Annotated in this window: 14 protein-coding genes; 5 read left to right on the top strand and 9 right to left on the bottom strand. The window is 68.0% G+C overall.

Translation table 11 applies throughout. The features are described 5' to 3' along the window. Positions 1 to 42 precede the first annotated feature (42 nt). From ACWGDX_RS03725 to ACWGDX_RS03700, 6 genes are all read right to left on the bottom strand, one after another. On the bottom strand, positions 43 to 699 hold the full coding sequence (locus tag ACWGDX_RS03725) for an amino acid ABC transporter permease (RefSeq protein ID WP_363082954.1): 657 nt from the start codon (positions 697 to 699) through the stop codon (positions 43 to 45). Then, entirely contained in the window at positions 699 to 1,379 is a 681-nt protein-coding gene (locus ACWGDX_RS03720) for an amino acid ABC transporter permease (RefSeq protein WP_405983532.1), read from the bottom strand. The genes ACWGDX_RS03725 and ACWGDX_RS03720 overlap by 1 nt, the downstream gene beginning before the upstream one ends. A 2-nt stretch (positions 1,380 to 1,381) precedes the next feature. Beyond that, a complete protein-coding gene (locus ACWGDX_RS03715) occupies positions 1,382 to 2,290 on the bottom strand; it encodes a transporter substrate-binding domain-containing protein (RefSeq protein WP_453621884.1) in 909 nt (302 codons plus the stop codon). Positions 2,291 to 2,320: 30 nt separating this feature from the next. Beyond that, on the bottom strand, positions 2,321 to 3,109 hold the full coding sequence (locus ACWGDX_RS03710; RefSeq protein WP_453621882.1) for an amino acid ABC transporter ATP-binding protein: 789 nt from the start codon (positions 3,107 to 3,109) through the stop codon (positions 2,321 to 2,323). After that, on the bottom strand, positions 3,106 to 4,395 hold the full coding sequence (locus ACWGDX_RS03705; protein ID WP_453621880.1) for a threonine synthase: 1,290 nt from the start codon (positions 4,393 to 4,395) through the stop codon (positions 3,106 to 3,108). The genes ACWGDX_RS03710 and ACWGDX_RS03705 overlap by 4 nt, the downstream gene beginning before the upstream one ends. Before the next feature lie 72 nt (positions 4,396 to 4,467). Continuing rightward, a complete protein-coding gene (locus ACWGDX_RS03700; RefSeq protein WP_453621878.1) occupies positions 4,468 to 7,140 on the bottom strand; it encodes a M14 family zinc carboxypeptidase in 2,673 nt (890 codons plus the stop codon). 623 nt (positions 7,141 to 7,763) lie between these two features. Between ACWGDX_RS03700 and ACWGDX_RS03695 the strand changes: the two genes are divergently transcribed. Next, on the top strand, positions 7,764 to 7,979 hold the full coding sequence (locus tag ACWGDX_RS03695) for a hypothetical protein (RefSeq protein WP_453621876.1): 216 nt from the start codon (positions 7,764 to 7,766) through the stop codon (positions 7,977 to 7,979). Positions 7,980 to 8,032: 53 nt separating this feature from the next. Here the strand turns inward: ACWGDX_RS03695 and ACWGDX_RS03690 are convergent, their stop codons facing one another. Then, a complete protein-coding gene (locus ACWGDX_RS03690; RefSeq protein WP_453621874.1) occupies positions 8,033 to 9,442 on the bottom strand; it encodes a helix-turn-helix transcriptional regulator in 1,410 nt (469 codons plus the stop codon). A gap of 386 nt (positions 9,443 to 9,828) precedes the next feature. Further along, positions 9,829 to 10,614 (bottom strand): SDR family oxidoreductase, encoded by a 786-nt coding sequence (locus ACWGDX_RS03685; protein ID WP_382853733.1) that lies wholly within the window; start codon positions 10,612 to 10,614, stop codon positions 9,829 to 9,831. 186 nt (positions 10,615 to 10,800) lie between these two features. Here ACWGDX_RS03685 and ACWGDX_RS03680 point away from each other — a divergent pair, with 186 nt between their 5' ends. Beyond that, positions 10,801 to 11,307 (top strand): nuclear transport factor 2 family protein, encoded by a 507-nt coding sequence (locus ACWGDX_RS03680; RefSeq protein WP_453621872.1) that lies wholly within the window; start codon positions 10,801 to 10,803, stop codon positions 11,305 to 11,307. Positions 11,308 to 11,322: 15 nt separating this feature from the next. On the opposite strand, the gene ACWGDX_RS03675 is transcribed toward ACWGDX_RS03680, so the two are convergent. After that, on the bottom strand, positions 11,323 to 12,426 hold the full coding sequence (locus ACWGDX_RS03675; RefSeq protein WP_453621870.1) for a LuxR C-terminal-related transcriptional regulator: 1,104 nt from the start codon (positions 12,424 to 12,426) through the stop codon (positions 11,323 to 11,325). 549 nt (positions 12,427 to 12,975) lie between these two features. Here ACWGDX_RS03675 and ACWGDX_RS03670 point away from each other — a divergent pair. From ACWGDX_RS03670 to ACWGDX_RS03660, 3 genes are all read left to right on the top strand, one after another. Next, positions 12,976 to 13,425 carry an Rrf2 family transcriptional regulator gene (locus ACWGDX_RS03670; RefSeq protein ID WP_365901278.1) on the top strand — a complete coding sequence of 150 codons (450 nt, stop codon included), beginning with the start codon at positions 12,976 to 12,978 and terminating at the stop codon, positions 13,423 to 13,425. A gap of 90 nt (positions 13,426 to 13,515) precedes the next feature. Next, a complete protein-coding gene (locus ACWGDX_RS03665) occupies positions 13,516 to 14,964 on the top strand; it encodes an MFS transporter (protein WP_453621868.1) in 1,449 nt (482 codons plus the stop codon). A gap of 144 nt (positions 14,965 to 15,108) precedes the next feature. After that, positions 15,109 to 15,855, top strand: coding sequence for a class I SAM-dependent methyltransferase (locus ACWGDX_RS03660; RefSeq protein ID WP_405983524.1), 747 nt, complete (start codon positions 15,109 to 15,111; stop codon positions 15,853 to 15,855). Positions 15,856 to 16,030: the final 175 nt, after the last annotated feature.

The following is a 16,030-nucleotide window of genomic DNA, read 5'->3' as shown; positions in this document are numbered from 1 at the left end:
TCACGGTACTTCCCCGGAGTGGGTAGGGCGCGGGCGGGCGCGTCAGTGAAGTCTGCGCTCGTACCAGCGGGACAGCATCGTCAGCGGCAGGCAGATGACGAAGAAGACGGCGAGTACGGCGCCGAGGATCGGTACCGCGTGGGAGGAGCCGCCGGAGAGGGTGAGTCGTTCGATGGAGCGTTGTGATGCTTCGAGGATGTCGAGCAGCCCGATGACGGCGGCCAGCGAGGTCTGCTGGGTGAGGTTGACGACGAGTCCGATCAGTGGGGGGAGCGCTCGCCGGGCGGCCTGGGGCAGAAGGACGTGCCGCATGCGTCCGGTCCAGGAGAAGCCCAGCGCCGCGGCGGCCTCGGCCTGCCCCCGGGGGACCGACTGGACGGCGCCGCGGACGACTTCGGCCATGTTGGCGCTGCCCCACAGGGACAGTCCGACGGCGGCGGCGGTGAAGGTGTTCACCAGTACGCCGATGATGGGCAGGACGAAGAAGATGAAGTACAGGATGATGATGATCGGCAGGCCCCGCCAGATTTCGACATAGGCCCGGACCACCGCCCGGACCGGTCTGCTGGGCAGGGTGAGCAGGGTGCCGAGCAGGGTTCCGGCCAGGAGGCTGGCGGCGATGCTGACCAGGGCCAGCAGGGCGGTTTCGCGCAGGCCGTCGGCGAGGTAGCCGGCTACGGGTCCGACCCATGGGGGCATCAGTGTTCTCCTGGTATCGCGAAGCGACGCTCGATGGCCCCGGCGCCCAGTGACATGAGCCAGACCAGTCCCAGGTAGACGACGCCGATGGCGAGGAACATCTCGAACGCCCGGAAGGTGACGGCGACGATGTTGACAGCGGTCTCGGTGAGTTCCGGGAAGCTGATCGCGACCATGAACGACGAGTTCTTGAAGACGGATATGAGGATGTTGGTGACCGACGGCAGTGCGATACGGGCGCCGAGGGGGAGGGTGACCTGTCGGAAGGCGGCCAGGCGCGGGAAGCCGAGGGCCCGGCAGGCTTCGACGTAGCCGCCTTCGACGGCTTCGAAGCCGGCACGGAAGTTCTCCGCGTTGTAGGCGCCGCCCCACAGGAGCAGTGACAGCCAGCCGACGGTGAAGCTGTCGAGTCGCAGACCGATTTCGGGAAGCGCGAAGTAGAGGAAGAAGATCTGTACCAGGAGCGGGGTGTTGCGGAACACCTCGACGTAGACCGTGATCAGCTGCCGGGCGACCGGTATGCGGAGTGTGCTGATCGCGCCGAGCAGAACGCCGACGATCAGGGCACCGGCCATGCCGATGGCGCTGATCGCCAGCGTTCGCAGCAGGCCGGCGCCGAGCTCGCCGAGATGCTGGGCGATGAAGCCCGGGTCGAAGTGGTAGCCGGAGTCGTCGGACATGCTCAGCACTTCAGGGTGGAACCGGACGGGTAGGTCAGCTCACTGCCCGGCCGGGGTACGTACTTGGCGAACTGCTCCTGCACGGAAGGGTCGGTGACGGTCTTCTGGAATTCGGTCCAGAAGAAATCGGTCTGCTGCATGTGGGCGAGGGCGCCGTTGACCCAGGCGAGCATCTGCGCGTCACCCTTGCGGACGCCCATTCCCCAGGGGCTGTCGGCCTTGACCTCGCCGACGACCTTGAGATCGGGGTTCTTCGCCGCCAGGTCGAGGAGAAGGGTGTCGTCCTGGGCGAACGCGACACCGCGGTTCTGGTTCAGCGCGGTCAGCGCCTGGCTGGTCTCGGTGAACAGTGTCTGCTTGACGTCTTTCATGCACTGGGTCAGCCAGAGGCTGGCGGTGGCGCCGGAGATGCTGATGACCGGCTTGCCGGCCAACTGCTCGAACGAGCTGATCGGGGAGTCCTTGGGCACCAGCAGTTTCACACCGCTGTCGAAGTAGGGGGTGGAGAAGTCGATGGTCTGGGCGCGTTCCGCGGTGTAGTTCATCGTCGCTTCGATCAGGTCGATGCGCTTGGAGTTCAGGAACGACACCCGGTTGGATCCGGTCACGCAGGTCAGGGTCAGCGCGTCGGGGTCGCCGAACGCGTAGGAGGCCATCTGGCGGGCGATGGCGATTTCGAAGCCCGCGTTCTTCGACGATTCGTCGATGTATCCGAACGGCGGGTAGTCGCACTTGACGCCGACGGTCAGTTCGCCCTTGCTCTTCACCGCGTCGGGCAGCGGCGCCCCCACGTCCACGGGGCTGCTGGAGGCGGCGGTGGACGAGGACGACTCGTCGGGTGAGGAGGAGCAGCCCGCGGCGAGGACCAGGACCATCGCCGCACCGATGAGAGTGCCGTATTTCGATCTCACGACGTACTTCCTTCTGCCCGCTCGGGCGGGCTATCTGAGAACCTTGCGCAGGAACTGGCGGGTACGGTCGTTCTGGGGCCGGTCCAGCACATCGGCCGGGCGGCCCTGCTCCGCGATCACACCACCGTCGATGAACACCAGGCGGTCGCCCAGTTCACGGGCGAAGCCCATCTCGTGGGTGACACACAGCATCGTCATCCCGGAGCGTGCGAGGTCGCGCATCACATCGAGGACCTCGCTGACCAGCTCCGGGTCCAGCGCGGAGGTCACCTCGTCAAACAGCATCACGTGCGGGTCCATCATCAACGCGCGGGCGATGGCGACCCGTTGCTGCTGCCCGCCGGACAGTTGCCTCGGGTACGCGCCGGCCTTGCCGGCCAGCCCCACGCGGTCCAGCAACGCGGTGGCCCGCTCCCGCGCCTGGTCCTTGGGCAGTTGCAGCAGCTTGCGTGGCGCCAGGGTGAGATTGTCGACGGCGGACAGGTGCGGAAAGAGGTTGAACTGCTGGAACACCATGCCGATGCGCCGGCGCACCTTGTTCAGATCGACACCGGGTCCCGTCAGGTCCTCGTTCTCCAGCAGCACCTGGCCGGAGGTCACCGGCTCCAGCAGGTTGACACAGCGCAGCAGGGTGCTCTTGCCACCGCCGGACGGGCCGATGACGGCGACGACCTCCCCGCGGGCCACCGTCAGGTCGACGCCCTTGAGCACCTCGACACTGCCGTAGGACTTGTGTACCCCGCGCAGCTCCACCATCGCCGGCCGTGTGTCCGCGGGTGACCCGGCGGGCTGACCGTCCACGTTCGGCGGCTCCGTCATCGCGGTGTCCGACCGTTGCCGGCTGTGCCGGTCGCCTCGGCCGCCGAGGCCTCCGGTGGCAGATCCGCGTCGCGTCGCAGGAGGGGCGGTACGCCGACCCCCAGGGTGTCGGCGTACTTGACCGCGCTGCCGGTGTTGAGTACCAGGACCTCCTCGTCCCCGTCGAGCCACCCGTCGGCGCGCAGCCGGCGTACCGCGGCCAGGGTCGCCGCCCCCTCCGGGCACATCAGCACACCGTCGGCGGTCGCACAGGCCAGCTGCTCCTGAAGGATGTCCCGGTCGTCGACGGCGATCGCCGTGCCCTTGCTGTCCCGCAGCGCGGACAGGATGAGGAAGTCGCCCAGCGCGGCGGCGACGTTGATACCGAACGCGACAGTGTGCGCCTGGTCCGCGGGCCACGGTTCCGCTGTCTCGGCCCCCGACTCGAAGGCCCGCACGATCGGCGCGCAGCCGGTGGACTGCACGGCCACGAACCGGGGCAGCCGCCCGGTGATCCAGCCCAGCGCGGCCAGTTCGTCGAGCGCCTTGCGGATACCGATCAGGCCCACACCGCCGCCGGTCGGGTACACCACGACATCCGGCACCCGCCAGCCGAACTGTTCGGCGATCTCCAGGCCCATCGTCTTCTTGCCCTCGATGCGGTAGGGCTCGCGCAGCGTCGCGGCGCTGAACCAGCCGTCCCGTACCGCCTGCCCCGCGATACGACCGGCGTCGCCGATCAGACCGTCCACCAGGTACACCCGCGCGCCGGCCGCCAGACACTCCTTGCGGGTCACCTCGGGAGCGTCCTCGGGCATCACCACCAGACACTCCGTGCCCGCCCGCGCGGCATAGGTGGCCCAGGCGGCGCCGGCGTTGCCGTTGGTCGGCAGCGTCAGGCGCCGTACTCCCAGTTCACGTGCCCGGGAAACACCGACGGCCGCGCCCCGCGCCTTGAAACTGCCGGTCGGCAGCATTCCCTCGTCCTTGGCCAGCAGGCCCGGTACCCCGATCCGCCGGCCGTACCCGGACAGTGGCACGATCGGTGTCCAGCCCTCGCCGAGTGTGATCACATGCGCGGGATCCCGTACCGGCAGCAGCTCCCGGTACCGCCACAGGTCCGCGCCGCGCGACGCGATGTCCTGCGGTCGGACCGAGGCCCGGACCCGGTCGAGGTCGTAGCGGACCAGCAGCGGCGAGCCGCAGCGGCACACGTTCTGCGGCACGTCCGCGTCGTACCGCTCGGCGCACCGTCCGCATTCCAGGTGGGTGAGCGCGCTGGTCCAGGTCCCGTCGTCGGGGTACAACCGGGTCTTCCTCTCTGGTGGGCGGGGGATGGCCGGTGGTGGGGGCGGGAGGGCCCGTCCCCACCACGCGGTCTACTTTCCGAGGCGCTTGAACTGGTCGGCCGTGAGCTTCGTCGACGGCCCGTGGTACGCGGCGTTGAAGAGCGTCCGCTGCTCGGACCGGTTCCAGGTGCGGAAGCCGATCTCGTTGCCGAACGTGACGACGTAACCCTTGCCGATCGTCCAGGACAGCCCGTTGACCGCCTTGTTGAGGTGTTCGCCGCCGATCAGCCAGCCGCTCTTCAACTGGGCATCGCTGTCGGGGTACTTGGCGACCACCTCCACCGGGTAGGTGCTCGTGTCGGTCAGCTGGTACGCGTCGTTGGACACGAACCACACGGGGTTGTCCGCCGGCACACCCCAGGCCACCGGGTTGTTCGTGTCGAACTCCTGGCTGAGCAGTGATCCCGGGCAGTAGAAGTCGGAGTTGGAGCCGCTGGGCAGGGTGGAGGTGATGGGCAGGCTGAACAGCGACTGGGCCGTGGCGGTTCCGCTGCCGAAGGTGACCAGTGTGCCGCCGCCGGTCACGAAGTCGCGCAGCTGGTTCCAGCCGGTCGTGCCGACGCCGAACGCCCAGGCCCACTCGGGCGGGTACCTCGTCGAGCTCAGCCCGTTGACGATGGAGTTTCTGCTGACCCCGTCCGGCATGATGATGGCGTCGTACTTGCCGGCGAGGTCGGCGTAGTCGCCGGCCTCCACGACCGAGTAGTTCACCCCGTACTGGTCGAACGTCCACATCAGCCAGCCGGACGGCATGTTGTCCGGGGGCTTGAGCAGGCCGATCCTCGTGCCCGGCTTGAGCTGGGCACCGGCCACGGACGGCACCGCGCCGACGGTGGACACCGGGATGCCGGTGTTCTTCGACTGCGTGCGCAGAAGCTCACGGGCCGCCGATGACGGCGGGACGAGGAAGGTGCCGGCGGGGAAGGTGCGACCGCCGTCGGTGAACTGGGCTGCGGCACGGAAGGTGGGGATGTCCGCCTTCTGCAGCGCGGCGACGATCCGGAACACCCCGTAGGACTCCGGTCCGATCGCGTACGCCCCGTCGCGCCGTGGTGTGGACGGCGTGGCGACCGTCGCGGGGCTGACGGAGCTCAGCAGCCTGGCGTCGGCCGGGAAGGACGCCTCTATCAGGTCGGCCTCGAAACCGAGCAGCATCGGCAGGGTCTGCGCGGTGGTGTCGTACGGCCGCTGCGGCGGGCCGCCGGGGTACTGCAGCAACTGCGGGTAGTCCTGCACCTCCAGCAGCGTCTTGGCGAACCCGGCGTACGGCTGCTGGAGATAGATGATGTACGACCCGGCGGGGTACTGCTTGCCGCCGGCGGTGAAGGCGGACCGTGCCTGATGGATCTCCACCGCGCCGAGGTGGAAGATCTCCAGGGCGTCGTGGACCGCCTGCGGGTCACGCTGCCCGCCCGGGATGACATACGCGTACGGGCTGGTCCGGGTGACCGCCTTGACCCCGACGCGGTAGGAGTTGTAGAGCCAGTTGTAGGTGTCGTAGGCGACCGCCTCCAGGCCCGAGTAGAAGGCCTGGGAGACCCAGTCGATGATGTCGCGCAGCGTCCAGGTGGTGGAGTCGTACGGCTCGATGAAGTTGATGTCTGTGGTCTGCTGGCCGAGCGGCTTCGTCCCCACATTGGGGTAGGCGAGGTTGGACGCCGACGCCGCCTCGGTCAGGATGCGCGCCGAACCGTGGTAGACGCAGTACTGCCGGGACGGGGACCAGTAGTCGTACGTCGAACCCCAGCCGTTGCCCTTCATGCCGGCGACGGTCATGCCCCGCTGCATCGCCAGGCCCACCGTGTCGGTCTGCTGCACCAGGATGGTGTCGATGTTGGGGTCGTACGGCGACAGGTACGGCGGTGTGAACAGCCGGGGGGCGTTGGCACCGGCGCCGTGGGAGTCCTGGAAGACATGGGGCCGGTACTTGTTCAGGATCGACACGTTGTATCTGCTCTCGACCTGGGTGAGCATGATCCAGTCGCGGTTGTCGTCGTGACCGGTGTACTTCTGGTACAGGTCGGGGTAGGTGCGCGCGTAGCTGGTGCCGGCCGTGGCGGCGAAGTAGTCGTTGACGAGGACGAGGCCGTCCGGGTTCTGGCACGGCTGGAGCAGGATGACCAGGTTGTCGAGGATCTTCTCGATGTAGTCGGACTTCTCGGTCGCCAGCCGGTAGGCCCACTCGATGGCGGCCTGGGAGTTGCCGACCTCGGTCGCGTGGATGCCGGCCTGCACGTAGTAGAACGGCTTGCTCTTGGTGGCGAGCTTCTTCGCCTCGGCCTCGGACAGCCCGCGGGGGTCGGCCAGCCTGGCGTTGGTGGCGACCAGCTTGTCGAGATCGGCCAGGTTCTTCGGAGAGCTGATGGTCAGCAGGACGTACGGATTTCCCTCGGTGGTCTTGCCGATCTCCTCGTACTTCACCCGGTCGCTGCGAGCACCGATCAGCTGGAAGTACGGGACCATCTTGTTCCATCGGGCCAGGAAGCCCTCGGTTCCGATCGGAGTTCCGAAGTACTCCGCCGGGGTCGGGACGCGTCCGCTCTTCTGCCCGGGGGACGCCTGGTCATGGTTGGTCAGGGGGGTCGCGGGCGCTGCCGAGGCGGCGCCCGGGTGGATCACGGTCGCGGCCGCACCGGCGCCGGCCGCCGCGGTGGTCCGAAGAAGCGTCCGGCGGGAGAATCTTGAGCTTTCACTGCTAGTCATCTACCGACATCGCCTTTCACGGTCCGGCTGAGCCGGGCCGTTGTCCGTCACGGAGTCAGGGTGGGTCGACTTCGCTGGTCTGCGGGGTGTCGTACAACGCCGTACGAGTGGGTGGCGCAGCGCCGCGCCACGGTGGTTGTCGCGATGCCTGGGTGCCGCGCGCTGCTGTCGGGCAGACCCGCGTGATGATCCGCGAGCGCCCCCGACCCCGGGCAGTGGAACCTCGTTGCGCCACGCAATCTGTCATCCGGCCCCGAGCGAGGGCAACGGTTCAATCTTGGATTTAATATTCATGTTGCATCGGACCTGGCCGGGGCGGTGCCGGCGCGGTGCGCGTCGGATGAGCAACTGAGGCTCGGCGAGGGCCTGCTGAGGCCCCGACAGTCTCCCGCCGCGCCCGCTGCCACCAGCGACGGCTTCAAGTCCGGCGCCCTGGGAGAGTAGGCGCACCGGTTCGGACGTGCCGCGGAAAACGGGACGGACCCGGCAGCCGTGCTGTCGGCAGGAGATGACGAACGCGAAAGCGGGCCGCGGTCCGGCCGCTGAAGCCCTTCCTGCCCGGCCGCTGCGCCAGCGGTCCGTCGACACCGTACGGGTCGCCGGGGCCACGCTCTGGCGCGACCGTGCCCGTAACGCTCGCCTACCTCGACGAACCGACCGTGGGACTCGATGTCCTTGCCAAGGAGCGCATACGCGGCTTCGTCGCCGCACTCAACCGCCGGTCCGGCAGCACGGTCGTCCTCACCACCCACGACCTCGACGACGTCGAGGAACTGTGCAAGCGCATCGTGCTCATGGACCACGGCGAAGTCGCCTCCACGGCGACCTGGCGGAGCTGAAGGCCCGCTACGCCCCGCACCGGGGGAGTGGGCAGTGGGTCATGCCAGTGGTCTCAGCCGATCAGTAAGGCCGCTGTCGCCAGCTCTTCCCGCCCGGAGATACCGAGCTTGCGGTACGTGTTCGAGAGGTGGAACTCGACCGTGCGTGCCGTCAGGTGCAGACCGAGCGCCACTTCCTTGTTGGTCCGGCCGGCGAGCGCGAGCCTGGCGACCTTCTTCTCCTGCTCGGTGAGCGACGGCTTCCAGCCGTCGTCGGCCATCCGCCGAACGGTGGCGGCGGCATAGGCCGACCACGGCTGGAAGCCCGTGTCGGCCGCGGCACCGAGGAATTCCCTCGCCTCTTCGAGTCGTCCGAGCGACAGCAGCAGGCACCCGAGGCCGTATCGCACCTTGGCCGTCTCCATGGTGTCGAGTGACCTGGACAGCAACGACTCCGCTTCGAGGAATGCCTCGACCCCCCTGGAGTCCCGTTGGGCGATGCCGAGCGCGTGCAGGGCGATCCCCCGCGCGTGAACTGTTCCCCACCGCTGGGCCAATTCGTGCTCCCGCCGCGCGAGCACGACGGCGAAGTCGGATCGCCCGAGCGCCGACGCGCAGAGCGCGGCCCGTGAACGCCACGGGAGGACGGCCGGATTATGAACCCCCCACGTGCCCACGCATTCGCCACAGGCGAGTGCGTCTTCGAGCCCCAACTGGAAGTTTCCGGCGGCGAGATGCGCGGCGCTGCGGGCGGCGAGTAGCTGCGCTCGCTCGGGGTGATTCGTACCGGCACCGTCGAACCCGCTTTCGTGCAGTTCGATGTACGCCTGCCGGTGCTGCCCGACCGCGCTGAGGGCCTCGGCATACCAGGCGGCGGCCACCCCGGCGAGCTGAGGACTCGTGTTGCGCTCCCGGACCCGGCCGAACGCCGAAACCGCTTTCGGCATCTTGCCCGAGGCCGCCCATATCCGTCCGCGCAGCAGCGCCAGCGCATCCCGGTGGAGAGCCGATCGGGTCCACAGCGGTACGGCGCTCGCCCGCACACAAGCACTGTTCGCGGCCGGCAGCTCGTTCGCGTAGATCAATGTGAGCACGGCCGCCCAGAAGCCGCCGACGTCGTCCCGCCCGGGGGAAACCAGCACGAGATTGGCCTGGCGGACGGCCTCGGTCCGGTTCAGGCCACGGTTGGCCAGGAGCAACGCACGAACCGCACCCGAGCGTGCCACCGTGCTGTATCCGAACCGTCCGTCGCCTTCCTCGGAGCCGAGTGCCTGGGCACCCGGAGCGTAGGCCAGGTAAGCCAGATCCGGTCCGCTGACCGCACTCGCGTCGTACAGGGCGTCCCGCAGGGCGCGTTCGACCAGAACGTCCGCCTCCTGCCAGCGCCCCCGGGAGACGAGTTCCTGCCGTTTCCTCCTGGCTTCCGCCAGCAGGCGGCGTGGTTTGCCCACGGCACGCTGACGGTCCAAGTCCGACGCGGTCATTTCGTTGTCCCCAATCGCCTGTCCGCGACAACTGATTTCACGTGTATCCGTCGAGGCACCCGGAGCGGGGCTTGTCCGAGCCGCGAAGCCAGGAGATTCGCCGCGTCGGCCGGGCGGCCGGACAACGTGTCGAACGGTCAGCGAGTGGTGCTCCGTGCGCGAGATTTTGTCGGTTCACAGCGTCCCCCAGAATGCTATGCCCATCTCTTTCACGAATTGGGAAAGGTGATTTCGGATGCCAGGACACCGAAATCACCAAGAACCGATATCCCCCTTTTGGCCGACCACACAGTCTCATGCTTTCTTCGGGGGCAACAAGGGGATGTAAGGAAACCTACGGGTGGCCCGTAGAGCCGGGCACCGGCGGCCGTCCCCGCGTGCCGCCGTCAGAGGAAGCTGTCCGCCAGCGGATGCAACTGCTGGTCCAGCACCTCGAACCCGCCGTCTACCCGGATCACCTGGCCGGAAGTGAACCCGAAGCCGTCGTCGGCGACGAGGGCCACGGCGCGGGCCGCGTCCTCCGGTTGCACTCTGCGCGCCACCACGGAGCGGTCGGTCGTGTACTTCCAGAAGCTCTCACTGAAATTCGACGTGGCGTCGGTGTGCACGGCGCCGAAGGCGACGGCGTTCACCGTTACCCCGTACTGAGCCGCGATACCGGCGATGTGGCGGCTGAACGTGTTCAGCGCCGCCTTGGCGACGGAATGGGCCAGTGCCATGCCGATGGTGTCCGACGCTGTGCTGGAGATGTAGATGATCCTGCCCGACTGCTGCCGGCGCATGACGGCGAGCGTGCGCTGAGTGAGGAAGAAGGAGCCGGCGAGCTCCCCGTTGATCTTCGCGGCGAACGTGTCGAAGTCCAGCTCGGAGAAGGGTACGAAGGGCGGTGTCACGGTGTTCGCGTTGCAGATCAGCAGGTCGATGCGCCCGTGGTCGGCCCGCACCCGTTCTACCAGCGCGTCGACCTGGTCGGCGACGCAGACGTCGGCCTGGGCCGCCTCGGCCGTGCCGCCGTGCGCCTCGATCGCCGTGACCACCTCCGCCGCCGCGCCGGCGTCGCTGCGGTAGTTCACTATCACGTGGTATCCACGGCCGGCCAGCTCCTTGGCCGTCGCCGCCCCGATGTTGCGGCCCGCACCACTGATCAGGGCGATTCGCTTCGACTGGTTCACGGTGTCTCCCGTTTGATGTCGCCGACATTCCCTGCGTACTTGCCCCTGATAGGGCGAGTGAATTCACGCATTTCGGAGTGGCCCCAGAAAAGGGGTGCGGGCCTTGTGATGCCATTGTGCGAGTGCGACCCTGGGCGTGGTTTCGGCAAGAGACAGAACGGGATCCGACTGCGCTCGAGAGGAATCATGATGGCGGACGGGGTGGGCCTGGAGGCCCGGATGGACGAGCTGTCGGCCAGAGTGCGGGAGCTGGAGGCGATCCGCGAGCTCACGAAGCTGCGCAACGCCTTCCACCACTGCCTCAACAGCCTGGACTGGACCGGCCTGGGCGCTCTGTTCACGACGGACGCGCACCTGGACTACGGAAGCTTGGGCGACATCCGTGGCCGCACGGCGATCCAGGAGTACTACAGCACCCTGCTGCCGAAGATGGTCGAGTTCCAGGGGGCCTCCGAGGTGGTACTGATGAACTTCAACCAGGTCCACCAGGTGGCGGTCGACGGCGACCGCGCGACCGGCGCCTGCTTCTTCGAGGAGCACGTGCGGTTCGACAAGGAGGACTTGGTGTACCAGAGTGTCGGCCGGTTTTCCGACAGCTATGTGCTCGCTGACGGACGATGGCTGTTCGACAGGGTCGAACTCGACCATTACTGGCTGGTTCCCGAGAACAAGAAATTTCGTTGGCCGTGGTGACGGCGAACGGGCACTTCAGAGGAACTCGGTCATCGCCAGGAACAGATGCCGCCGGTTGGCGAGCCCGAACTTCCGGTAGATCGAGGACAGATGGTGCTCCACCGTGCGGCGCCTCAGCGACAGATGGTCTGCGATCTCGGTGTTGTTGTACCCGGCCCAGACCAGCTTGACCACACCGAGTTCGTGCTTGGTCAGGACCGGATCGCCGTGGACGGACAGGAACCCGGACAGCTCCTCGGCGGCACGGTCGGCGGCGTGCCGGCTCCCGCTCCGTTGCGTGAGATCGGTGATCCGCCGCAGGATCTGACGCACTCCCGCCACATCATGCTGGAGCCCCGGGATGGCGCCGAGGACGTGGGCCGCGTACGCGACGTCGCCGCGGGCGTCCGACGTGGCGAGCAGATCGACGGCCTCGGCGACGAGATCCCTCGCGTCCGAGCCGTCTTCCAGCAGCGCCGCGGTGAGCAAGGTCCTGCCGATCTCCCGAGGAGAGCCCCATCGCCTCGCTCCGGTGAGCTCGGTGCGGGCGAGCGTGCGCGCCAGTTCGACCTGCTTGAGTTCACGCAGGCACAGCGCGACGCCGGTGCGCCACGGGATCACCGTGGGATTCGCGAAATCGCAGGCGGCGACCTCGGCCCCGCAGGCCAGGAAGTCGTTCAGCGCGCGGTTCGACCGCCGCAGCGCGAGATGGAGCTGCCCTCTCGCGTGGAGCAGGAGCGCCTTGCCCGGTAGGTGCGCCGGGAGGGTTCCCGAATAGCCGCGGCCGATCAGCAGGTTCTCCGCCGTGTACGGCTCGCCCAACTGGACCAGCGCCTCGGTGAGCCAGCCCACCACCACCGCCTCCAGCGATTCGGCGATCGGGGCCTGCACGAGCTCTCCGAGGATGCGCCGGGCGCCGCCCGGATCCCCGACCAGGAAACCGATCCGGCTGCGGACGATCTGCACCACCTGCGCCGCGGGGCTGGTGCCGGACCAGCGGGGCTGCTCGGACAGGCGCGAGCAGTGCAGGTCCGCCAGCATGAGATCGCCGGCGAACACGAGCGCGAGCAAAGAGCGCCATACGCACCCGGAGTCGGGGCACCGGTCGGCGTCGTACAACTGGGCGTCGGCCTGGGCCACGACCGCACCCCGGTCGACACCGAGGCTGAGCAGCGTGGGGCACTGGCAATCGCGGGTGACCCGGCAGCCGCACGTTCGCGGGGCCCGTTCGCTGCGGGGGCCACCGAGGAGACGGATGAGATCAGGCGATTCCGGACGGGCGGGCGGACCGGGCAGCGATTCGAGGATTGTGCTGGTTACCCGCTCCACAGGTGTTCCTCCTCGTGGCTGGTCGGCCTACGGGACAGCCCTTGGCACCCGGCGTCCGCGCATCACGGTACTGCACATGCTTCCGCTGTCATTGCGGACTGTCCGCAGGTTCATTTCGTCCAAGGGGCGCGACTCTTCGGGCTGTTCCGCCATGGAAACGCAAAAGTGCGTCGGCGCTTTTGGCTTTCCCGTCGAATCGGTGCGACGGAACGGCATGTCGCGCATCCATATTCCGAGAAGAACTCAAGGGTTCGTGCGTGGCCACGGTCGGAGCCCGGTCGGCCCCCGGATTGACACGCGGATTGAACTGTCACTAACCTGGTTGCGGTTCGATCGGTGAGGTCCGGTCGAGAGGGAGTCATGATGAGTGTCAGCAGCAGGAGCGCGGTCGCGATTCACGCGCTCACGATGCTGGCGCGCTGGGGTGATCGCTCGTTGACCTCCGCGGAGATCGCCGACAGTCTGGCGAGCAATCCCGTTCTGGTGCGGCGGATCCTCGGCAGCCTGCGGGATGCCGGTCTGGTCTCGTCCGCCGAGGGGCGCAACGGCGGCTGGTTGCTTGTCCGTCCCGCACGTGAGATCACGCTCTATGACGCGTACACCGCCGTCGAGGCGGGGCCGATCCTGTCGCGGCACCCGCATCCACCGAGTGCTGAATGCGAGGTGGGGCGCAATATGCAGGGCCTGCTCGAGGTGGAGTTCCGGGATGCGGAGCGAGCCATGGAAGAGCGGCTCGGCCGGACGACGATCGCCCACCTGGTCCGGCAGGTACTGGCCAGTGAACGTGAGCTCGCGCAACCCAATCACTAGCTGACCATGGCGGAGGCGCGTTCCTCCGCTATTCTTTTGCCCTAACTGTAACTACGATGGTGGCAGTAAGTCACCCGAAGGACGTGTCGAATGACTTCCACGTCGACAACGACCGAACGGACCGGCCCGGGAATGGCCTTGTTAGCGGTGCTGATGCCGGCGATCCTCGTCACGGTCACCGCCAGCGACATGGTCGTTCTGATGCTTCCGACGATCGGGGCCGAGTTCGGGGCCTCCGAGGCGGAACTCGCCTGGGTCGTCACCGGCTTCCTGCTGATGTTCTCGGTCGGAATTCCCCTCTACGGCCGTATTTCTGACCGGGTGAGCCTGCGGCGTCTCTTCGCTTTCGCGCTGGTGGTCTACGCCGTCGGGAGCCTGATCTGCGCGATTTCCCCGAGTCTGGCCGTGCTCGTGATCGGGCGGATCGTGACGGGCATCGGAGCGGCCGCGATCCCGGTGCTCTCGATCATCGCCGTCACGAGGTTGCTGCCGGCGAACAAGCGCGGCGTCGGGATCGGCGTCGTCTCCGCGGGCGCGGGCATCGGCACCGCCGCCGGACCGGCGGTGGGCGGCGGGGTCGGCGAGCTGCTCGGCTGGCCCGCGCTGTTCTGGATCATGTTCGCGGTCGCGCTGCTGCTGCTTCCCGCGGCCCTGCGCGTGCTCCCGGACGAGTCCCCGGCGGGCGGGGGCCGGCTCGATCTTCCCGGCGGCATCCTCCTCGGCCTCGGGGCCGGGCTGGTCCTGTTCGGCATGACCCAGGCGCAGGTCTCCGGCTTCACCGCTCCGCTGTCCTGGGGCAGCCTCGTGGTCGCGGTCGCGGCGCTCGTGCTCTTCGGATTGCGCACCGTCCGCGTCGAGCAGCCGTTCGTCCCGCCCGCGCTGTTCACCAACCGCGTCTACCGGACCGGCATCCTGGTCGCGTTCCTGGCTATGATCGTCAACCTTGGTGGCCTGGTGTTCGTCCCGCTGCTGGTGGTCGAGGTCAACGGCCTCACCCCGGGAGAGGGCGCACTGGTCATGATCCCGGCCGGGGTCGCCGTCGCCCTTCTCTCGCCGTTGATCGGCCGCCTCGCCGACCGCGTCGGCACCCGCTCCCTGGTGCTCGCCGGGCTCACCCTCATCGGAGTCTTCTCCCTGTCACTCTCGACCTTCACCGGCGGCTCCTCGGTGATCCCCGCCGGCATCGGGATCTTCGGGCTCAGCATCGGCTTCATCCTGGTGATGACCACCCTCATCGGCGCCGCGGCGGGCGAACTGCCCCCCGAGCAGGCCGGCGTCGGCCTCGGGATCCTCCAGGGGGCTCAGTTCCTCGGAGCCGGCACCGGCCCCGCAGTGTTCGGCGTGCTGGTGTCCGCGAGGCAGCAGAGCGGCAGCGACGCCATCAACCCCCTTTTCTCCGGTGATGACGGCGCCGCCTACTCCGATGTCTTCCTGGCCATGGCTGCGGTCGTCGTCCTCACGCTGATTGTCGCGTCACGGATGCGTCCCGCGGCAGTCCCCGCGGTCGCGCCGGCCCAGGAGGCGAAGAGTGTCCTGTAGGCCCGGGGAATCTCCGTTACGTTACGGAGTTGATCCCGATCGGCCGAGCGACAAGTGACGATCACCTGACTGCCCCTGCACCAGGGGCCCATCCAGATTCACCAACTGTTAGTTGATGAGCTTGCGAGCGACAAGGGGACCGGCATGACTACGGAAGAACGGACCTTCTCTCAAAAGAACATGGAATTCGACGCGTTGTACGCGGGCCGCGCGGCCTTCGGCGGCGTTGAACCGGGTGAGATGGTAATTCCCTGGGACATCGGCGAGCCCCAGCGGGCCGTTGTGGACCTGGCGCGAGCGGGAGGCTTCGCGGGCAAGGTGCTCGACGCTGGCTGCGGACTGGGTGAGAACGCCATCCTGCTGGCGGGCCAGGGGTACGAGGTGACCGGTGTGGACGGTTCGCCCAGTGCGATCGAGCAGGCGGGGCAGCGCGCGTCGGCCCATGGTGTCGAGGTGCGGTTCCTGGTTGCCGACGCCACCGAACTGCAGGGTGTCGGGACCGGTTTCGACACCGTGCTCGACAGCGGTCTGTACCACTGCCTGAACGACGAGCAGCGGTCGGCGTACGCCGCCGCGCTCCACCGGGTGTGCGGACCGGACGCCACGCTCCACCTTTTCTGCTTCGCGGAATCCGTGCCGTCGGGGACACCGATCGTGGAGGATGCCCTGATCAGCAAGGACAATCTGCACGCGAATCTCGACCGGTACTGGCACATCCTGGACATCACCGAAGCCGTCTTCGCCACGAGCTTCACCCATGAACTGCTGGCCAGGATGAGCGAGGCGGGCGCGCCGGACACCGCCGCCAGGCCGGGCCCGGACGCGGTCCAAGTGGACGAGCGCGGGCGGGTGTTGACGCCGATGTCCTATGTGCGTGCGCGGCGGAGGTAGTCGGCTGACGCCCAGAGGATCCGCCGGTTGTCGCAGATCCCTCTGCCGTCCCGGAATGTGCGGGCGGCCGCGTCCGCTTCGCTGTGGCGCCGGCGGCGGATCAGCTCGCCGCGGCTCACGGAAAGCGGAACGTAGGGAAGGCCGGGGGGAATCTCGCCCCCGGCCTTCCCTACGT

This window comes from Streptomyces sp. NPDC055025, from assembly GCF_053608565.1.
This window is presented reverse-complemented; position numbering and strand designations above follow the sequence as displayed.